This is a genomic window from Rhizobium sp. M10 (genome assembly GCF_002531955.1).
Classification (GTDB): domain Bacteria; phylum Pseudomonadota; class Alphaproteobacteria; order Rhizobiales; family Rhizobiaceae; genus Rhizobium; species Rhizobium etli_C.
This window is the reverse complement of the sequence record NZ_NWTA01000022.1, coordinates 1-15,953: the sequence shown is the minus strand read 5'-3', so window position 1 is coordinate 15,953 and position 15,953 is coordinate 1. Positions and strand designations below refer to the sequence as shown.

Annotated in this window: 11 protein-coding genes and 2 pseudogenes; 3 read left to right on the top strand and 10 right to left on the bottom strand. The window is 63.3% G+C overall.

The window, feature by feature from the left end; translation table 11 throughout:
- Positions 1-43: 43 nt before the first annotated feature.
- Genes CO671_RS26060 through CO671_RS26040 form a run of 5 tightly spaced genes read right to left on the bottom strand, consistent with a single transcriptional unit; the run spans position 44 to position 4,780 of the window.
- A complete protein-coding gene (locus CO671_RS26060; RefSeq protein WP_097608357.1) occupies positions 44-760 on the bottom strand; it encodes an HAD-IA family hydrolase in 717 nt (238 codons plus the stop codon).
- Between the two features lie 3 nt (positions 761-763).
- Positions 764-1,492, bottom strand: a complete 729-nt coding sequence (locus CO671_RS26055) for a glycerophosphodiester phosphodiesterase family protein (protein WP_097608356.1) — start codon at positions 1,490-1,492, stop codon at positions 764-766.
- Between the two features lie 27 nt (positions 1,493-1,519).
- Positions 1,520-2,440 (bottom strand): ABC transporter permease subunit, encoded by a 921-nt coding sequence (locus CO671_RS26050; protein ID WP_010029419.1) that lies wholly within the window; start codon positions 2,438-2,440, stop codon positions 1,520-1,522.
- Positions 2,441-2,442: 2 nt separating this feature from the next.
- Positions 2,443-3,408: an ABC transporter permease subunit gene (locus CO671_RS26045; protein WP_170965056.1), complete on the bottom strand. Its 966-nt coding sequence runs from the start codon at positions 3,406-3,408 to the stop codon at positions 2,443-2,445.
- Positions 3,409-3,421: 13 nt separating this feature from the next.
- Positions 3,422-4,780 (bottom strand): extracellular solute-binding protein, encoded by a 1,359-nt coding sequence (locus CO671_RS26040; protein ID WP_097608354.1) that lies wholly within the window; start codon positions 4,778-4,780, stop codon positions 3,422-3,424.
- Between the two features lie 150 nt (positions 4,781-4,930).
- Here CO671_RS26040 and CO671_RS26035 point away from each other — a divergent pair, with 150 nt between their 5' ends.
- Both CO671_RS26035 and CO671_RS26030 read left to right on the top strand, forming a co-directional pair.
- Positions 4,931-5,965 carry a sn-glycerol-3-phosphate import ATP-binding protein UgpC gene (locus CO671_RS26035; protein WP_097608353.1) on the top strand — a complete coding sequence of 345 codons (1,035 nt, stop codon included), beginning with the start codon at positions 4,931-4,933 and terminating at the stop codon, positions 5,963-5,965.
- A gap of 82 nt (positions 5,966-6,047) precedes the next feature.
- Positions 6,048-7,052, top strand: coding sequence for a sugar-binding transcriptional regulator (locus tag CO671_RS26030; protein WP_097608352.1), 1,005 nt, complete (start codon positions 6,048-6,050; stop codon positions 7,050-7,052).
- Here the strand turns inward: CO671_RS26030 and CO671_RS26025 are convergent.
- The 3 genes and pseudogenes from CO671_RS26025 to CO671_RS26015 form a co-directional block, all read right to left on the bottom strand.
- Positions 7,052-8,728: pseudogene (locus tag CO671_RS26025) on the bottom strand (hypothetical protein); the annotation flags it as partial. The gene CO671_RS26030 and the pseudogene CO671_RS26025 overlap by 1 nt on opposite strands.
- Entirely contained in the window at positions 8,728-9,783 is a 1,056-nt protein-coding gene (locus CO671_RS26020; protein ID WP_097608351.1) for a glycosyltransferase family 2 protein, read from the bottom strand. The pseudogene CO671_RS26025 and the gene CO671_RS26020, both read right to left, overlap by 1 nt.
- 104 nt (positions 9,784-9,887) lie before the next feature.
- Positions 9,888-10,796 (bottom strand): AraC family transcriptional regulator, encoded by a 909-nt coding sequence (locus tag CO671_RS26015; RefSeq protein ID WP_097608350.1) that lies wholly within the window; start codon positions 10,794-10,796, stop codon positions 9,888-9,890.
- A 216-nt stretch (positions 10,797-11,012) separates the two neighbouring features.
- Between CO671_RS26015 and CO671_RS26010 the strand changes: the two genes are divergently transcribed.
- A complete protein-coding gene (locus CO671_RS26010) occupies positions 11,013-12,059 on the top strand; it encodes an NAD(P)-dependent alcohol dehydrogenase (RefSeq protein WP_097608349.1) in 1,047 nt (348 codons plus the stop codon).
- Between the two features lie 379 nt (positions 12,060-12,438).
- Here the strand turns inward: CO671_RS26010 and CO671_RS26005 are convergent.
- Both CO671_RS26005 and CO671_RS26000 read right to left on the bottom strand, forming a co-directional pair.
- Positions 12,439-14,407 (bottom strand): annotated as a pseudogene (locus CO671_RS26005) (translation factor GTPase family protein).
- A gap of 478 nt (positions 14,408-14,885) precedes the next feature.
- A partial coding sequence (locus CO671_RS26000) for a transposase (RefSeq protein ID WP_097608348.1) occupies positions 14,886-15,953 on the bottom strand: 1,068 nt, incomplete at its 5' end.

Genomic DNA, 15,953 nt, shown 5'->3' with positions numbered 1-15,953 from the left:
CGCGGCGACATGGCAAGGCGAGCACGCGCTGGCGAGCTCGCCGTCACAGCCTGCCTCCGACATTTTCCAGAATGGCGGTGAGCTCCCCTGCCCCTGTCGCGACGGCGGCGGCTCCGGCGGCATCGAGCACCCCGCGGCGGCCGGGCCTCGGATCGGCCGGATCGACGAATCCGATGGCCGTCATGCCTGCGGCCAGTGCCGCCGCCACGCCGTGAACGCTGTCGTCGATCATGACTGACTTGCCCGGACGGGCCCGGAAGCGCTCGGCGCAATGCAACAGCAGGTCGGGTGCCGGTTTCGGCCGCGAGACAGCTTCGGCGCTGAACACGCCCTCGGCGAAGGCGCTCCAGAGATCGAGCTTGCCGAGGCTGTTGCGCAGCCGCTGCATCGTGCTGTTCGATGCGACGCATTTCGGACGGTCGAGGTTGTTGACGACCTCGGCAATGCCGGCAATCGGCTTCAGCGAGCGTTCGAATTCCTCGAACAGATGGCGATGCCACTGCTCGAACAGCGCGGGCACATCGCTGATCCCGTATTCGCGCCGGCACATTTCGGCGATGATGCTTTCCGAATTGCCGGTGAATTTGACATGGGCCTCCGCCGCGCTGATCGCAATACCGGCGCCTTGCAGCGTTTCCGCGAGCGTGCGGCTGGCGATCGGCTCGCTGTCGATCAGCACGCCGTCGCAATCGAAGATCACGAGGTCGATGCTGTCCATGGCGCCTCGCGTGCCGGGATGATCGATGCGGCTATCGAGCATGCCTCACCTCCGCGCCTGCAGGGCGAGATCCGGCCGGTCCGTGGTGATCTGCCGGATCGGTTTGGCGAGCCAATATTCGAGTTCGCTCGTTTCGTTCGGAACCCAGGCGCCGAGCCGGTCAAGCGGCACGAGCTGAGTGATCTCGTCCCACTTCGCCTGAAGCAGCGACTTCTCGATCGCGATAATATCCGAGCACTGCTTCATCAGGCGGAGGCCGCTCGCAAGGCCGAGGCGCTCGGCCGACTTGGCGTCGAAGGACGACAAGGTGCGAATTCCGGGCGCGGCCTTGCGAATATCGGCAAGCACGTCGGGATGAAAGCTCGTCAGGATCGAGCGCTCCTTTAGACCAAGCCGCTCGACGGCAGCGAATGCCTTGGCCGCCAACCCCTCGTAAGGCGTCCCATCGGCAAGGGTCTTCAGTTCGATGTGAAGTTCGAGCGGCGTGGCCTTGAAGATGGCAAGGACCTCTTCCAGCGTCGGTATCGCCTCCCCGTCGCTGTCCTTGAGGCGGATTTCACGATGTTTTCCGGGTCCGAGATCGGCGACCGGCCCATGTGTATCGGTGGTGCGTTCGAGCGTCGGGTCATGAATGACGAGCATTTCGCCAGACCGTGTCAGGTGGATGTCGAATTCCACGCCGTCGACCGGCATCTGCGCAAGTTTTCGGAAGCCCGAAAGACTGTTTTCAGGCCAGAGATTGCGGCCACCGCGGTGGCCGATGATATGCACCATCGTCTGAATATCCTTGAAATCTTCGTGTTACTTTCCGGAGTCCACCAGCCCCTTGGTGAACCAGCGTTGCATGAAGAGAATGACGGCCGCGGGCGGCAGCATAACGAGCAGCGCAGCGCTCATCGCAATGTTCCAGGCAGGTGCCGAGTCGGAAACGGGAACGAGCTGCTTCAGCCCGAGGACGGCCGTTCCCATCTCCTTGTCGGTGGTGAAGAGCAGCGGCCACAAATACTGGTTCCAGCCGTAGAGAAACAGAATGATCGACAGCGCCGCGATATTGGCGCGCGACAGCGGCAGCAGGATATCCTTGAAGAATTTCAGGGGGCCGGCGCCGTCGAGCTTGGCCGCCTCGCAAAGCTCGTCGGGAACGGTCAGGAAGAACTGCCGGAACAGGAAGGTCGCCGAGGCAGAGGCGATCAGCGGCAGGATCAGCCCGGCATAGCTGTTGACCATGTTCCATTTCAGCGAGGCTTCGATGCTGTATCCGGTCAGCCGTTCGACGACGCCGGAAAGGCCGATCGTGCCGGCAAGCCAGCGGATCGGCCCGGCAGCATCGGCGACCGCTTCATAGGTTGGAATGATGCGGACCTCGACCGGAAGCATCAGCGACACGAAGATCAGCCAGAACGCCGTCATGCGGAACGGGAAGCGGAAATAGGTGACGCCGAATGCGGCGATCAGCGAGATCGCCAGCTTGCCGACGACGATGCCGGCGGTGACGATGATCGAATTCAGGAATAACTGGGAGAACTCGCCCTGCTGCCAGGCGGCGGCCAGGTTTTCGAAGAAATGCGAGCCGGGCAAGATCGGGAACGGCGCCTGCTGAACCTCCTGCAAGGTGAGCGAGCCGGCGACGAAGGCGAAGTAGAGCGGCAGGCAGACGAAAACCGCGCCGATCAACAATATGGCGTGGCAGAAGATCGATAGACCGAGATGGCGTTCGGGCATGGCTACACCTGGTAATTGACCTTGCGCTCGAGCGCGCGGAATTGAACGATGGTGAAGAGGATGGCGATCAGCATCAAAAGCACCGACTGGGCGGCCGACGAGCCGAGGTCGAGCTGCACGAAACCATCCTGATAAACCTTGTAGACCAGGCTGTTCGTCGCCCCCGCCGGACCGCCGCGGGTGACCGCGTCGATGATGCCGAAGGTTTCGAACAGGCCGTAGACGAAGTTCATCACCACGAGGAAGAAGATTGTCGGCGAGATGAGCGGAAGCGAAATGGTGAAGAAGCGCCGGACAGGCCTTGCGCCGTCGAGCTTTGCCGCCTCCAGCAGCGAGGCCGGCACGGCCAGCAATGCGGCGACGAGGAAGATGTAATCGTAGCAGACATTCTTCCAGACAGAGGCGATCGTCACCAGAAGCTGCGCATCGAAAGGACGCCGGTTCGGGTCCCATTCGAAACCGAACCCATGCAGAAGCTGCGCGACCGGCCCCACCGCCGGATTGAAGAGGAAGGCCCAGATCACGCCCGAAATGACAGGCGCGATCGCATAGGGAAGCAGGATGATGCTCTTGTAGATCCCCCTGCCCCTGATCACGAAATCAGTGGCAAAGGCGAACAGGCCGGCAAGCAGAAGCGTCGCAGCGTTCTGTGCAACGGTGAACCAGAGCGTAAACAGCGCGCTGCCGCGATATTCCGGACTGGCGAAGAGATTGTAGAAATTCGTGAGCCCGACGAAAATCTGCGTGCCGCCGAAGGGATCGACCTGAACGAAGGCCAGCGACAGCGCCTTGTAGGACGGGATGAAAAAGAAGAACAGCAGGATCAGCAGCTGCGGCGCGACCAGGCCGAAGGCAAGCCACGGCCTGTTGAAATGGGCGGACTTCAACCCGGCCTCGGAAGGCTGCGCGATCGAGCGCCCCGTCGACAGAAGATCCGGGATGCGAAGGCGCCGGGAGGCGCCTTCCATCTTTCCCAAGGTTCTACTTTGCTGCATGAAGCTGCTCATACTGGCGAAGGATCTGGTTGCCGCGCGCCGCCGCCGCATCCAGCGCCTCCTGGGGGGTCTTCTGGCCGGTCCACACACCCTGGATCTCTTCCACCAGAAGCGCCATCGACTGGTTATGGTTGCCGAAACGGAAGCCGCGCGAATTGTCGGTCGGCGTGCCGCGCGTGAGCTGGAGAATGGCGATCTCGCGGGTCGGGTGATCCTTGAAATAGCCCTCGGACTTGGCCTGTTCATAGGCGGCGTTGGTGACGGGCACATAGCCGGTCTGCTTGCTCCACCACACCTGCGTCTTCGGTGAGGCGAGGAAGTTCAGGAAGGCGGCGGCACCGGCATATTCTTCCTCCGACTTGCCTTTCAGGACCCAGAGCGCGCCGCCGCCGATGGTGCTGTTCTTCGGCTCGATGCCCTCCTCATGCGGCAGGAACGTCGCGCTCCAATTGAATTTCGCACCGCTTTCGACGGCAGCATGCGCGGCGGTGGAGGCCACATAGGTCGAGCAGGTGCCCGAGGTGAAGAGCTGGTCGGGCGAGAGGCCCTGCCCGGCGATCTGCAGGATGCCGGCGTCGAGCCAGGTCTTGAGGCGCGTCACCTGGCCGACCACCAGCGGACTCTTGTTGAAGATGAATTCGGTGTCGAGGCCGCCGAAGCCATTCGCCTTGGTGCCGTAAGGCTGGTCCTGGATCGCCGCGTAGTTCTCGATCAGGCTCCAGTAGAAGTCGTTCGCCAGCGCCATCTGGCACTTCGAAACGCCCTTCTCCTTGATGGCACGCAGCTGCTTGTCGAGCTCCTGCCAGGTCTCGCCCGGCTTGTCGAAACCGGCTGCCTTGAAGTGATCGGCATTGTACCAGAAGATCGGCGTCGAGCTGTTGAACGGCATCGCCGCCGGCTTGCCGTCGACCAGATAGAAACCGGCGACCGGCGCGACGAAATCGTTCCAGTCGATCTTGTAGCCTTCCTTCTCCATCAGTTGCGGCACCGGAATGATGGCGCCGGAATTGTACATGGTCAGGAATCCCCGCTCGGCCGCCTGGATCAGCACCGGCTGCTGGTGGACGCGGTAGGCGGCCACCATCGCCGCCATGGTCTCCTCGTAATTGCCTTTGCCGATGCCGACGACCTCGTATTTGTCCTGCGAGGCGTTGAAGTCGGCAATCAGCTTGTTGGTGATCTCGGCGAGGCGCCCGCCTGCCGCATTCCACCATTCGATCTTGACGCGATCGGCCGCGCTGGCGTCACCCGCAGCTGCCAATCCGAGCGTCGCCAGAGCCGCGCCCGCCGCGAACGAGCGGATCGTCCGCCGCAAGCGGGCGCCCATCGAAGACTTTGCCGTCATTTCGTTTTCCTCTCCATAGCCGTTGTTCGCCGACCGGCGCGTCTGCGCCGGTCAACCCCTCCCAGAGTGGCGATAAAACAAGGTTGGGGTTACTTGTTACAAATGTCAATAGCGTGTTACAAATGTATGACGACGACGAAGGAGGATGCCATGGCAGCAATCGAACTGATCGATCTGAAGAAGAATTACGGAGCGGTCCCCGCGGTAAAAGGGATCAATCTCAGCGTCGCCGATGGCGAGATGATCGTGCTGGTCGGCCCGTCGGGATGCGGAAAATCGACCCTGCTGCGGATGATTGCCGGCCTCGAAGCCATCAGCTCCGGCCATCTCAGGATCGCAGGAAACGATGTCGGCCATGTCGATCCGGCCGACCGCAACATCGCCATGGTCTTCCAGAATTACGCGCTCTATCCCCACATGACCGTTCGCCAGAATCTCGAATACGGCCTCAAGAACCGCCGCGTGCCGCGCGGCGAGATCGACCGGCGGATCGCCAACGCCGCCGGCATTCTGGAGATCGGCGAGTTCCTCGAGCGGCGCCCCCGCCAGCTCTCGGGCGGCCAGCGCCAGCGCGTCGCCATGGGCCGCGCCATCGTCCGCGATCCCGCCGCCTTCCTGTTCGACGAGCCCTTGTCCAATCTCGATGCGAAGCTTCGCGTGCAGATGCGCGTCGAAATCCGCAGGCTGCAGCGGCAGCTGAAGACGACGAGCCTCTACGTCACGCACGACCAGCTCGAAGCGATGACGCTGGCCGACCGGCTGGTCGTCATGAACGGCGGCAGGATCGAGCAGATCGGCACACCGATCGAGGTCTATCGCCGCCCCGAGACCGTGTTCGTTGCCGGCTTCATCGGTTCTCCGCCGATGAACCTCATCGATCTCGACGAGTTCGGCCCCTGCGACCTCCCGCTACCGAGGGATACCGATCTCATCGGCATCAGGCCGGGCGCGGTCGATCTCGGCGCCGGATCGGCGCACGATCTCCGGTTCGACGCTTATGTCGAATTGATCGAGACCGTTGGTGATGAGAACAACGTGCATTTGCGCATCGACGGCAGCGATAAGCGCATCGTCGCGAGCGTCCCTACCGATCAGCATCTGCAGGAGGGCGACCGGATTTCCTGTCATGTGAGAAGGGATGATCTGCATCCCTTCAACCGGACGACGGGGCGGCGAACCGATTGACCGGCTGACGGCAGGCCCCTGCGATTGACAAGCGCCGGGGATTTGAGATCCATGGCGTCGAAGCGGAGGCGCAGTTTATCGCATGTCACAGAACAGAAGTGCTTCTCTTGCGCCTGCAGCGCTCCCCGACGAGCAGATGCAGGTGCGCGTCGTCTGGCTCTACTACATGGAGGGACGCACGCAGGGCGAGATCGCCGAAGCGCTGTCGACCAACCGGCTTCGCGTCAACAAGATCATCGCCGAGGCGCGCCGCTCCGGCCTCGTGACGATCACCCTCAATTCCCGGCTCACCTCCTGCGTCGCCCTGGAGCAGCAGCTGGCGGCCGAATTCTCGCTCAATCGGGCAATCATCGTTCCGACGCCCGAGGATGCGGAACTCATCCCCGTCCTGCTCGGACAGGCGGCAGCCGATTATCTCGTGCAATTGCTGAACGGCGGCAACATCCGCGGCGTCGGCGTCGGCTGGGGAGCGACGCTTCGCGAAATGGTGCGCCACATGCCGTCGCTGAGACGGCCCGATCTCTGCGTCAACTCGGTCATGGGCGGACTGACGCACGGCATCGAGATCAATACGTTCGACATTGCGAGCGATCTCGCCCGCCAGCTCAATGCCGAATGCGCCTATCTTGCAGCGCCGATCTATGCCGGCAGCCCGGAGTCGCGCACTGCGATCATCAAGCAGGATGTTTTTGAAACGGCCTTTCGCCAGATCGAGGCCAACGATGTCATCGTGCTCAGCATCGGCGACATGACCGAACGCTCGCTGCTGATGCGCTACGGCCTGCCGAGCAGCATCAATATCGAGGAACTGGTTGCAGCCGGCGCCTGCGGCGATGTTCTCGGCCAGTTCGTCGACAAGACAGGGCAGCCGATCGAACATGCGATCAACAGATGCGCGATCGCGCCCGAGCTCGAAGCGCTGCGCGCCATTCCGAACGTCATCTTCGCCTCTGGCGGCCTGAACAAGGCGCAGGCCATCGCCGCCGTGCTGCTGTCCGGTCTGGGCAACGTGCTGATCTGCGACGAAGACACGGCCCGCCAGGCGCGACAGCTTGCGCTCGATCTCAGGGCTGGCAGCGGTTCATGAGCCGACACGCAACCGGCGGGAACCGAAAGAGGTTCTCCCGGCGCCGCCTTGTCGATCGCGTAGAGCTTGGCGAAACCGGCATCCTCGACCAGCGTCACGCCGACCGGCATCGAGGCGCCGACATAACGGTCGGGAATATCGGCGTTGGCGACCAGGATAAAATCGAAACGGCCGCGCCAGTCGGAGAGATAAGGCGCATAGGCTTTGTATACCTGCATCATCTCAGGGCAGGAAAGCACGCCGACCGATACCAGATTGCCCTCGGGAACCGCGATCTCCGACCAGGGCGGCAGAACGGTGAGCGGCTGCTTGCCTTTAGCGGTAAAGAGCGTCGGCACGAAAGCATGCGAAAAGGGCACGGCGAGCGTCGGCAGGTGCCGGAAAGTGTCCAGCCCCCAGGCGAAATGCCGGTTGGAATGGGCAAAGCCGCCGACCATCTCGGCCTCATGCCCCAAAGGCAGTACGGCCGCACCGGCCGGCACCTTTTTGAGCACGGTCTCGACGGCAGCGACGTCCTTCTGCGCCAGCCACCAATTCCAGCCGACCCAGCCGGTCCGGCCGAAAACCGCGAGATTGACGACGAGCGCCATAAACAGTGCGTGGCGGCGCGTCAGATTGGCAAAGGGGCACACCATCGCCATGGCGACGAGCGCCGCCATCACAGGAAAGCGCCAGCTGATCCACCCGGTGCCGAGCATGTGGAGCGGTGCGGTGCAGGAGAGAAGCAGCAGTCCGCAGGCGGCAACCGCAAGGCCCGCATGAATACGGATGTCGCCTGCGCGAGCGGCGCGCGTGCAGATGAGGATCAGCGGCAGAACCAGCAGGACATCCACGACCGGGACATAGGTGGTGATGACGGAAAGCAGGTTCATGACGATCGGGACGAGGCCATCGTTCCAGACCAGCCCGAGGCCATCGCCGCCGGCATTCGGCAAGGCGGTCGTGCGCAGATAGAGCGCAAGCGGCGGCAAGGAACAGGCGCCGATCGCCAGCGCCAGACGGCCGGCGAGCCTCACCAGCCCTGCCTTCGATCGCAGGATGTCGAAACGCCAGGAAAATTCGAGGCCGCAGACAACAGCCATATAGAAGCCGAGCGAGAAGAGGTGCATCACCGTCAACAGCAGCGCGGCGGCAAGCCTCCAGGCAAACAGCAGCGCGAAATTTCGGCGCTGCAGCCGCAGGTCGGCACAGGCGAAGAACAGAGCCATGCCGAGGCCGATCTGGAAGTTGATGAAGCCGCCGATCATTGTGGCGCACCAGCCAAGCGACAGCATGGCGATCTGCCAATAATGCCGGCCGCCGAAGAGCGTCCGGTGCAGACTGATCGCGCCAAGCGGCGGCAGCACGATCGCCAGGAAAAGCAGGGCTCGCGCCAGCCGGTCGGCGCCGACGAGCGGCCCTATCCAGGCTGCCAGAAGATCGATCCCGACATTGGTGAAGGTTCGGTTCCAGTCGATCGCATAGATCTCGGGAAACGGCTGATCGCCGATGCCGCCCGAAAGCAGCCAGATGCGGGCGTAGTGATTGGCGTAATCGAGAACCGGCGGAAAGGGAAAGAGCACCACCAGCGCCGCGGCGAGCGCAACGAAAGCGATGATCGCAACCGTGGAGTCTTGCCGGGCGGTCAGATCCTCAAGTCCGGCTGCCGCATGAACAGGCGCAGCAATCCGATCCATCATCCGGCCCGGCTGTTCTTTTTCGCGCGCGCTTCGCCTGGCACGAAGGCCGCATCCAGTGCTGCGCGCTTGTCGCCGGCGCCCATCTCGGAAAAAGCGGTCGGCAGCTCGGCATGTTCGCTGCCACGCAGGATCGTCTCGATCATGAACATCGGCCGCCTCTTGCTCTCCTGCACGAGACGGCCGAGATATTCGCCGATGATGCCGATGCAGATCAGCTGGATGGCGCTGAAGGCGCTGACGGCGGCCATGATCGACGACCAGCCGGTGACCGTCTCGCCCTGCAGCCAGCGCACGAAGGTATAGACGAGCAAGGCCATCGCCACACCGGCGCTGATCATGCCGAGCCATGTGGCGATGCGTAGCGGCGTCGTCGAAAAGCTGGTGATCGCATCGAGCGCGAAATTGATCATCTTGCGCAACGGATATTTCGTCGTGCCGGCAAAACGCGCGTCGCGCTCATAGGGCAGCGCCACCTGCCTGCCGCCGATCCAGCTGACCATGCCGCGGATGAAGCGATCGCGTTCCGGCATCGCCAGCAGAATATCGACGACGCGCCGGCGCATCAGCCGGAAATCGCCGGTATCGCGCGGGATGGTCACGGAAGCGAGCCTGGAAAGCGTGCGATAGAACAGCGAAGCGGTGGCGAGCTTGAACCAGGTTTCGCCCTCGCGGCGCGTGCGCTGGCCGTAGACGACGTCTGCGCCGCGCTCCATGATCGGCATCATCATCAAAAGCAGTTCGGGCGGATCCTGAAGATCGGCGTCGATCAGGAGAACGCGCTCGCCCCGCGAGGCGGAAAGGCCCGCCGTCGACGCCAGCTGGTGGCCATGATTGCGCAACAGGCGAACCCCGAGCACCTGCGGCACTTTTGCAGCCAGTTCCGAAATGATCTCCCAGGTGCCGTCGGAAGAACCGTCATCGACGAGAATGAGCTCGAAGGCATCGCCGGCAACGCTCTGCGCGGCAGCGGAGGCGCGGCGGCAGAATTCGCGCAGCCCCTCTTCCTCGTTGTGACAAGGCGCGACGATAGAAAGAAACGGTGCTTGCGTCATGCGGACGACGGTGCCTGCTTGATGGATGGCGCCAGCCTAGCCGGGAAACGTCAAGCATCCTTTAATACAGCGGAAAGCAAGTGTATCGCGCCGGGCGCAGCGCTCTATTCGGCCGCCATCATCTCGCGCACGCCGTCGATATCGCGGGCCGGCGAAGCGCCGTAGAGGCGGCTGTATTCGCGGCTGAACTGCGACGGGCTCTGATAGCCGACGCGGTGGCCGGCGGTGCCGGCATCGAGCCGCTCCACCAGCATCAGCCGGCGCGCCTCGTGCAGGCGCAGCTGCTTCTGGTATTGCACCGGCGTCATCGCCGTCACCGACTTGAAATGGTGATAGAAGGAGGACACGCTCATATTGACGCGCTCGGCGAGGTCCTCGATGCGCAGCGGCCGGGCGAAATTCTCCTTCAGCCAGGCGACGGCACGGGCGATCCTGTTGCTGTGGCTGTCAGCCGTCGCGATATTGATCAGCCGCGCGCCGTGCGGCCCGGTCAGCACGCGGTAGAGGATCTCCTGCTCGATCAGCGGCGCCATGGCGGGAATGTCGCCTGGACGATCGAGCAAGCGCAGCAAACGAACGGCGGCATCCATCAGCTCCGGCGGCGCGACGTTCACCACCATGCCGCGCTGCCCGTCGGTATCGGCGGCCGGGCGCGGAATGTCGATGCGGCTCAGCAATTCCAAGAGCTTCTCGGAATCGATTGCCAGCCCCAGGCAGAGATGCGGAACCTCGGGGCTAGCCTCGGTGACGCGCCAGGCGACCGGCAGGTCGAGCGAGGTCAAGAGATAATCCCCGGTGCCGTAGCTGATGAGCTCCGTGCCGAGCTGCAGGCTTTTGGCCCCCTGCAGCACGAAGGCAAAGCAGGGCCGGTAGCTGCTGTGCAAGGGATCGCTGGGCTTGGACCGACGGCTGACATGGAGATTGCCGATCGCGGTCGAAAACTCGCCATCGCCAGGCGCGAAGCGCATCGCGATGTCGACGATTTCCTGGTAGGGGCTGAAGGGCAAAGTCATGCGGCAACTCTTTCTGTCTGACGCCTGCTGATCGGCTCTAATCCGAAGTGGCTTCTATCTAGGTTCGCCCGGGCATTTCGAAAACGGGCCGTCCGCTCATTTTTGCAGGATCGTGCAAGAAGCTTGGAGGATCACTCTACCTCCCTCGCCGCGTTCGGGGCAATAGTGCGTCATACCGCTCAACCCCCACCTCAAAAATCGAAAAAGGAAGGTTCCATGCCTATTGCAAGAGGCTATGCCGCCACCGACGCTTCCAAGCCGCTGACCCCTTTTACCTTCGAACGCCGCGAGCCGAACGCCGACGACGTCGTCATCGACATCAAGTTTGCCGGCATCTGCCATTCGGACATCCACACCGTGCGCAACGAGTGGAAGAACGCCGTCTATCCGATCGTGCCGGGCCATGAGATCGCCGGCATCGTTTCGGCCGTCGGCTCCGCCGTCACCAAGTTCAAGGTCGGCGACCGCGTCGGCGTCGGCTGCTTCGTCGATTCCTGCGTCGGCTGCGCCGAGCGCGACCTCGACCGCGAGCAGTATATGCCGGGTCTCAGCGGCACCTACAACGACTTCGAAGCCGACGGAAAGACGCGGACGCAGGGCGGCTATTCCGACTCGATCGTCGTCAGGGAAGGCTACGTCATGTCCATCCCGGACAATCTGCCGCTCGATGCTTCCGCGCCGCTGCTCTGCGCCGGCATCACGCTCTATTCGCCGCTGCGCCACTGGAATGCCGGCCCCGGCAAGAAGGTCGCGATCGTCGGCATGGGCGGCCTCGGCCACATGGGCGTCAAGCTGGGTTCGGCGATGGGCGCCGATATCACCGTTCTCTCCCAGAGCCTTTCCAAGAAGGAAGACGGCCTGAAGCTCGGCGCCAAGGAATATTACGCCACCAACGATCCGGAGACTTTCACGAAGCTCGCCGGCACCTTCGATCTCATCATCTGCACCGTCAGCGCTGAGATCGACTGGAACGCCTATCTCGGCCTGCTGAAGGTCGACGGTTCCTTCGTGGTGGTCGGCGCGCCCGAGAATCCGATCCCGGTGCACGCCTTCGCGATCATCCCCGGCCGCAGGAGCATCTCCGGCTCGATGATCGGCTCGATCAAGGAAACCCAGGAAATGCTGGATTTCTGCGGCAAGCACAACATCGTCTCCGAGATCGAGAAGATCAACATCCAGCAGGTCAACGAAGCCTATGAACGCGTCCTGAAGAGCGACGTCCGCTACCGCTTCGTCATCGACATCGCCTCGCTGGCGGCTTAAGGAACAAGAGCGGCTCCTTCGGGAGCCGCTTTTTTATTGGTGGCACACCCAAGCTTCCTCATGCTGGGGTGCGCAGCCCGCAAGGCGGAGCCTTGAAGCACGAGGCTCTCTCTGTACAGGAAGCTTAAGAGTCATTCACGGCGCGGACGCGCCGTGGCTGGATTCCTGTGACGAGCACAGGAATGAGGGGAGGAGAAGTGGTGCCCCGACAGCGGATCAGCCCCTCCGCGCCACTACATCGGCCCATCCAACACCTTGTCGCGAGGACAGATTTGATGGGAGCGCCCGCCCCACCCTCCCTCATTCCTGTGCTCGTCACAGGAATCCAGCCACCGCGCGTCGGCGCGGTGAATGACCCTGCATGAGTGCGAGAACCGCTTCAACCGTCTCGCGACACGCGCTCCCCACCTCCCCGCAACCGCAGCAGATATTCCACCGGGTTGAACGGATCAGGCCCCGAACGCGGACGCAGGCGCGGCGGCCCCTAACATCGGGGCATAGTGATCGAAAGCCGTCTCCATCGTCCCTGCCCCGCTCGTCAGCCCCGGCAATTGCTGCTGGACGCTTTGAACCATCTGAGACGCCAGAGTGCCTTCCAGATGCGCCACCCCATCGGCAATCACCGAATCCGTCGTCATCGCGGCGGATTTCGCCAGCAGGGTCAGCACGCCGCCCAGGCTCTCGGCCGGCGTTTCGAGATGAAAGCGGTCGACCGGTTCGCAGAGCACGGTTTGCGCGGCCGAGAGCGCCGTTGCCAGAACCCAGGGCGTCAGCTGCCGGAAGTCGGCGGCAGTGCTGGCCGGTGAGCTATGGCGCGCCGCCGTCATCGCCACATGGCAATCGATGACCTGCCAGCCGAAGATGCCCTGCTTCAGCGTTTCGAACACGGTTTCCTCGACCGCCCGGTAAAAAGCGACGGGCATCTGGCCGACATCCACTTCGAGCGCAAAGCTGTTGCCCGCCCCGGCGGGACGCGGCTCGACCCGCAGGCCGACGGTGGCAAGAAACGGATTGGGCTCTTTGAAGAGGATCTGCAGGCCGCTTCCCGTTGCCGCCGGCCTCTCGGCCAAGATGACCGTGCTTTCCTCGAAGCTCGCCTCGAGGCCGAAATCCGCCAGAAGGGTCGATTGGATAACCTCCTTCTGCACCTCGCCGTAGAGCGATACGAAGACCTCGTCGGCATCTTCGTTCCGGTGCAGGTTGATCAGCGGATCCTGTTCGGCCATCTGGCTTAACGCCAGCCACAGCGCCGCCCTCTCCGAAGGCCGCCGGGCAAGCACGCGGGTTTCGAGCGTCGGCGGCGCGAAGTGAGCCCTTCCGGCCGCACCCCGATCGCCGCCCACCACATCGCCGATCCGGGCGCCGGCAAGCCCGCTGACGCGCGCGATCTGTCCGGCGGCAAAGCTCTCGGCGCCATGGCTGCGCCCGGCCTGAAAGAGCTGGATTGCGGTCACTCTCTCCGGGCCATTCGGCAGATCGAGATATTGCCGCAGCCGCACCGTGCCTGATGTCAGATACACATAACTCAGCTTCTCGCCGCCCCAGCCGCGCTCGATCTTGAAGATCCTGCCGGCGACCGGCCCATCCGGGTTGGGGCGCCGCTCGGGCAAGATCGCGGCGATGGCCGAGGCCAGCGCCGGCACGCCGGCGCCGGTCATGGCCGCGCCCGCGAAGACGGGATGCACAAGGCCGCGCGCCACCTGATCGGCCAGAGCGCGGCCGAGCCTTTCCCCCGTCAGGCGCTCGGGGGCGAGCACATAATCATCGAGCAGCACTTCGTCGTTTTCCCCGAGCGCCTCGCAGAGCGCCGAAAAAAGTGGCTCGTTTCCCGGGTCCAGGGCCTCCACCCCGGCAAGCTTGCTGCCGGCATTTATGACCGAAGACATGGGGATCGGCCGGACGGCCAACTGCATGGCAAGCGCCTCCATCACCTCCCCATATCGGGCGCCAAGGCGATCGACCTTGTTGATGAAGAAGACGAAGGGAACGCCGAGCCGCCGCAGCGCCCGCACCAGCACGCGCGTCTGCGCCTGCACGCCTTCGACCGCCGAAACCACGACCACCGCCGCATCCAGCAATCCCAGCACCCGTTCCACTTCGGCAATGAAATCCGGATGGCCGGGCGTATCGATCAGATTGACGGTCCTGCCGCCGATCGCAAACGACACCACCGCGGCCCGGATCGTGATGCCGCGCTGCCGTTCGAGTTCGAGCGTATCCGTCTGTGTATCGCCGCTATCGACGCTGCCTGGCTTGTCGATGACGCCGGCGTTAAAAAGCAGTCTTTCGGTAAGGCTAGTCTTGCCTGCATCCACATGGGCGAGGATGCCCAGATTCATAGTGCGCATGAACCACCATCTTCTCAGAAATTCGGATGTGATTTTCGTGAGAAGTGACTCGGCGCATTGGAACCTCTGTCCGTTGTTACGGCTGGATACGATGCCCCAGGTGGTGGGGCAGACGCGGGCGGGATGCTAAGGGCGTGTGGGGAGATGTGTCAAGGTTGGGCGTGTGCGTAGGACACAACGATCAGCCCTCATGGTGAGGGTGAGGAGCAAAGCAATCGATCCAGTGAATCGATTGCAGCGATGAACGAAGGGCCGTCTCGAACCACGAGGGCGGGTGCGTGCTGTATGCCGATAACGCTGGGTGAAGCGGCGGTGGCCGGCCTCGTCCTTCGAGGCCCTTCGGGCACCTCAGAGCTTGTGAAGCTTTTAAATCTGGTGCGTTTCTGGCCGGCCTTGGTTGGCCGATGCAATCGAGCGTTAGACGATTGCGAGGTGAGTTCGGATGGTCGCTTGTTGGCGTCTGGGTGATTGCACCGGTTTAGCCATTGGCAAGCCGATGGGCTTGCAAGATATTGTTGGTGAGTGCGTAACAGAGCACGACGGCACGGACCTTTTCGATGCCGCGCACCGTCAATTGTCGTAGGTTCCAGTTGCGCCAGCGGGCATGGATGCATTCGCAGATCGAGCGGGCTTTGTACTGAGCCTTGCCCGTCTCGCTTGCCATGCGAGCCCGCCATGCCGACACACCCGGACCGTCGCCGTGCCGCGGCAAGAAGGGATCGGTTCCATGCTTGGACTGAGTGGGCGGACAAAAGACCTCAACCCCTTCGCCATGCGCCCACTCGATATCTTCAGCGCTGCCAAAGCCGCCATCGGCGAGATAGCGTCGCGGCAGATGGCCGCTTAACGCGCACAACCGCTCCAGCATCGGCCGCATGAGGCCGCGATCGGAGCCGACATTGGTCACCTCGAGCCCGACCACGAACTGCTCACCGGCCACGCTCGCAACCTGCACATTATAACCCGGACGGAAGCCGCCGTCGGCCATCTTCATCACCCGCGCCTGTGCATCCGTGCTGGAGGCGCGCGGCTCCTTCGGCTTTTTGCCATTGCCGCGCTTTTCTTCGCGCGCCTGACGCCGGCGCTCGATCTCTTCAAGCGCGGCCCGGGCTGCTCTGACCCGCTCGCCGCGCTCGCGCGCCGCTCGTTCCCTGGCCGCCTTGATACGCCGATTGCTGGCATCCGAACGCGCATCGACCTCGTGCTTGAGCTGATCCACAACGGCCTCGGCAATCGAAAGATGCCGATCAAGCGTCGCCTTGCGGCCGAACGAGGCGGCCCCCGCGCTCGCCCGTACCCGCACGCCATCCTGCGCCAGACTGTCGAGAGTGACGAGGCCGGCATCGGCAAGCGCCGCCAGATGCTCGCAAAGCAGTCGGTCGAGCAGATCGGCGCAACCAACCCGAAAATCCGCCAACGTGTGATAGTTCACCGAGACGCCGCCGCACAGCCAGCGATAGACGTCGTGGCTCCCGCACAGCCGTTCCAGCGCCCGCGCGCTGCCGACGCCGTCGCTGCTGGCATAGAGCCACAGCGCCAGCAAAAG

Coding starts and splice junctions, on each gene's coding strand:
- CO671_RS26045 (WP_170965056.1), bottom strand. CDS start 3,408: ATGGAAGGCGCCTCCCGGCGCCTTCGCATCCCGGATCTTCTGTCGACG.
- CO671_RS26035 (WP_097608353.1), top strand. CDS start 4,931: ATGGCAGCAATCGAACTGATCGATCTGAAGAAGAATTACGGAGCGGTC.
- CO671_RS26055 (WP_097608356.1), bottom strand. CDS start 1,492: ATGGTGCATATCATCGGCCACCGCGGTGGCCGCAATCTCTGGCCTGAA.
- CO671_RS26060 (WP_097608357.1), bottom strand. CDS start 760: ATGCTCGATAGCCGCATCGATCATCCCGGCACGCGAGGCGCCATGGAC.
- CO671_RS26010 (WP_097608349.1), top strand. CDS start 11,013: ATGCCTATTGCAAGAGGCTATGCCGCCACCGACGCTTCCAAGCCGCTG.
- CO671_RS26030 (WP_097608352.1), top strand. CDS start 6,048: ATGTCACAGAACAGAAGTGCTTCTCTTGCGCCTGCAGCGCTCCCCGAC.
- CO671_RS26040 (WP_097608354.1), bottom strand. CDS start 4,780: ATGACGGCAAAGTCTTCGATGGGCGCCCGCTTGCGGCGGACGATCCGC.
- CO671_RS26050 (WP_010029419.1), bottom strand. CDS start 2,440: ATGCCCGAACGCCATCTCGGTCTATCGATCTTCTGCCACGCCATATTG.
- CO671_RS26020 (WP_097608351.1), bottom strand. CDS start 9,783: ATGACGCAAGCACCGTTTCTTTCTATCGTCGCGCCTTGTCACAACGAG.
- CO671_RS26015 (WP_097608350.1), bottom strand. CDS start 10,796: ATGACTTTGCCCTTCAGCCCCTACCAGGAAATCGTCGACATCGCGATG.